The organism is Bacillus sp. B19-2, assembly GCF_022832475.1.
GTDB lineage: Bacteria > Bacillota > Bacilli > Bacillales > Bacillaceae > Bacillus > Bacillus paralicheniformis.
This window is the reverse complement of sequence record NZ_JALHKQ010000014.1, coordinates 1-2,071: the sequence shown is the minus strand read 5'-3', so window position 1 is coordinate 2,071 and position 2,071 is coordinate 1. Positions and strand designations below refer to the sequence as shown.

The following is a 2,071-nucleotide window of genomic DNA, read 5'->3' as shown; positions in this document are numbered from 1 at the left end:
GATTTCCCATTCCGCAAGGAAGTAAGATCCCTGAAAGATGATCAGGTTGATAGGTCTGAGGTGGAAGTGTGGCGACACATGGAGCTGACAGATACTAATCGATCGAGGACTTAACCTAAATATTTTTGTGAATTGTCTGACCGTTATCTAGTTTTGAGAGAACACCTCTCAGAAAGCCAAAGGCAAGGACACTCGGCTAAAGGCCCTCACATCCTGTGAGGAACGCCCAGTACCTTCGTCCTGAAGGCAAATAGTTTGGTGGCGATAGCGAAGAGGTCACACCCGTTCCCATGCCGAACACGGAAGTTAAGCTCTTCAGCGCCGATGGTAGTTGGGGGCTTCCCCCTGTGAGAGTAGGACGCCGCCAAGCACTTAAGAAGACCAGCTTACATAAGCTGGTCTTTTTTGTTGACGTTCAATCATTTATATAGCGCTTTTAACCCTTCAGTGCTCCGCGAAACGGCAAACAATAGGCAAACTGCTTTCACCTCTTCAGGTTCGCGATCTGGCGGTTCAGTGCGAACTCTATAGAAATATGGAGCCAGTAAGCACATCGGCATGTATAAGATCAGTGATGTAAGGCAGTGAAACTCATGCAAATAGAGGAGCGAAATATGGATGTTCCGGCAAATGGATTTCGAGGCATTGGGGCAGTTTGAGAATTGACAAATGAATGTATATATTTTCGAGCGCACAATATTCATTTTCAAAACACGTCGCTTGGCTATTAAGAGTTGGGATAGAGAGAGTCGAGAAGCCAAATACATTGCTTATCGCTCGAAAAGGACTTAAAATTGTTTTCAATTCGAATACAAATTTGCTATGGGAAAAAGACAGGAATTCACGAATCGTCTGAAGAATCTATTATAAGCCGTACATAGGATAAATGTTGCCCTGAAGCTTTTGATGCAATGTTACGGATTGGGTGGAACGATGAGTGCACATTCGTCTGTCATGATAGAATAAACTGAAAATAAAATTTTTTTAATATAGCCTTTACAAATGGGTGTATTCCCGTATATAATAGTCCTTGTCAGATCGAGAGTTACTCCAACAACTGACGAGGAGGATTAGCTCAGCTGGGAGAGCATCTGCCTTACAAGCAGAGGGTCGGCGGTTCGATCCCGTCATCCTCCACCATTCATATTGGAATGGGCCGGTGTAGCTCAATTGGTAGAGCAACTGAATCGTAATCAGTAGGTTGGGGGTTCAAGTCCTCTTGCCGGCACCACGATTTTATGATACAATATAAAAGTTGCTGAAAAAAGACAGATAGCTTTCGAAAAAGTCTTCAGCTTTCATTGCAGTATTGGAGCCATTAGCTCAGTTGGTAGAGCATCTGACTTTTAATCAGAGGGTCGAAGGTTCGAGTCCTTCATGGCTCACCATTTTCATGCGGATGTGGCGGAATTGGCAGACGCGCTAGAATCAGGCTCTAGTGTCTTTTAAAGACGTGGGGGTTCAAGTCCCTTCATCCGCATTGCCAATCTATTTTGCGGAAGTAGTTCAGTGGTAGAACACCACCTTGCCAAGGTGGGGGTCGCGGGTTCGAATCCCGTCTTCCGCTTGATCATCTATGCGCCCGTAGCTCAATTGGATAGAGCGTTTGACTACGGATCAAAAGGTTAGGGGTTCGACTCCTCTCGGGCGCGCCATTATACAACGGGAAGTAGCTCAGCTTGGTAGAGCACATGGTTTGGGACCATGGGGTCGCAGGTTCGAATCCTGTCTTCCCGACCATTCTTTGGGGCCTTAGCTCAGCTGGGAGAGCGCCTGCTTTGCACGCAGGAGGTCAGCGGTTCGATCCCGCTAGGCTCCACCATTTATTTTTAAAAAAGCACTTGACTATTTATATTAAAAGAGATATAATGATAGAGTTGCTTTAATAATGATCTTTGAAAACTAAACAAGACAAACGTACCTGTTAATTCATTAAATAAATCGCACATACGAATGTGCGTAGTCATTATCAAACTTCATGGAGAGTTTGATCCTGGCTCAGGACGAACGCTGGCGGCGTGCCTAATACATGCAAGTCGAGCGGACCGACGGGAGCTTGCTCCCTTAGGTC

The 2,071-nt window shown here is 45.5% G+C and carries 8 tRNA genes and 3 rRNA genes; all 11 read left to right on the top strand.

The features are described from left to right. Nucleotides 1-118, top strand: a 23S ribosomal RNA gene (locus tag MST20_RS21115); the annotation flags it as partial. A 136-nt stretch (nt 119-254) separates the two neighbouring features. Continuing rightward, a 5S ribosomal RNA gene (gene rrf, locus MST20_RS21110) occupies nt 255-370 on the top strand. 694 nt (nt 371-1,064) lie between these two features. Beyond that, nucleotides 1,065-1,140, top strand: a tRNA-Val gene (locus MST20_RS21105). 15 nt (nt 1,141-1,155) lie between these two features. Beyond that, nucleotides 1,156-1,231: transfer RNA gene (locus MST20_RS21100), tRNA-Thr, on the top strand. 81 nt (nt 1,232-1,312) lie between these two features. Next, nucleotides 1,313-1,388, top strand: a tRNA-Lys gene (locus MST20_RS21095). 7 nt (nt 1,389-1,395) lie between these two features. Further along, nucleotides 1,396-1,480 (top strand) — tRNA-Leu (locus MST20_RS21090). A 15-nt stretch (nt 1,481-1,495) separates the two neighbouring features. After that, a tRNA-Gly gene (locus MST20_RS21085) sits at nt 1,496-1,567 on the top strand. Nucleotides 1,568-1,578: 11 nt separating this feature from the next. Beyond that, nucleotides 1,579-1,655, top strand: a tRNA-Arg gene (locus tag MST20_RS21080). Nucleotides 1,656-1,663: 8 nt separating this feature from the next. Further along, nucleotides 1,664-1,740: transfer RNA gene (locus MST20_RS21075), tRNA-Pro, on the top strand. 6 nt (nt 1,741-1,746) lie between these two features. Continuing rightward, nucleotides 1,747-1,822 (top strand) — tRNA-Ala (locus MST20_RS21070). 153 nt (nt 1,823-1,975) lie between these two features. Then, a 16S ribosomal RNA gene (locus MST20_RS21065) occupies nt 1,976-2,071 on the top strand; the annotation flags it as partial.